This window comes from Streptococcus suis (assembly GCF_002964045.1).
GTDB lineage: Bacteria > Bacillota > Bacilli > Lactobacillales > Streptococcaceae > Streptococcus > Streptococcus suis_U.
Map to the genome: position 1 here is coordinate 1 of NZ_POPB01000681.1, position 287 is coordinate 287.

A 287-nucleotide genomic window follows, 5' to 3' on the forward strand; every position below is an offset into this window, starting at 1 on the left:
TTTTTTATAGAAAGTTATAACTTTTCGTTATAACAAATACCTTTGCAATTATAAGCATTGATAATAAAAAGAGGGATACCCCTCTTAAAATATATCTACTAAATACTGAAACAGGTCTCGATGTTGCTTACAATCATTGTATAAAAATTCTGGATGCCATTGGATACCAAACAAAGCTTGGTTCCCTCTACTTTCATAAGCTTCTATCGTACCATCTCTAGGATCCAAACCTGTCGCCACAAGTCCTGGAGCCAATTCTTTGATTCGTTGCTGATGGAAGGAATTAA

The 287-nt window shown here is 34.5% G+C and carries 1 protein-coding gene; it reads right to left on the reverse strand.

The genetic code is table 11. From position 1 onward, the window contains the following. Positions 1-84: 84 nt before the first annotated feature. A partial coding sequence (locus C1E99_RS14295; RefSeq protein ID WP_193441832.1) for a gamma-glutamyl-gamma-aminobutyrate hydrolase family protein occupies positions 85-287 on the reverse strand: 203 nt, incomplete at its 5' end.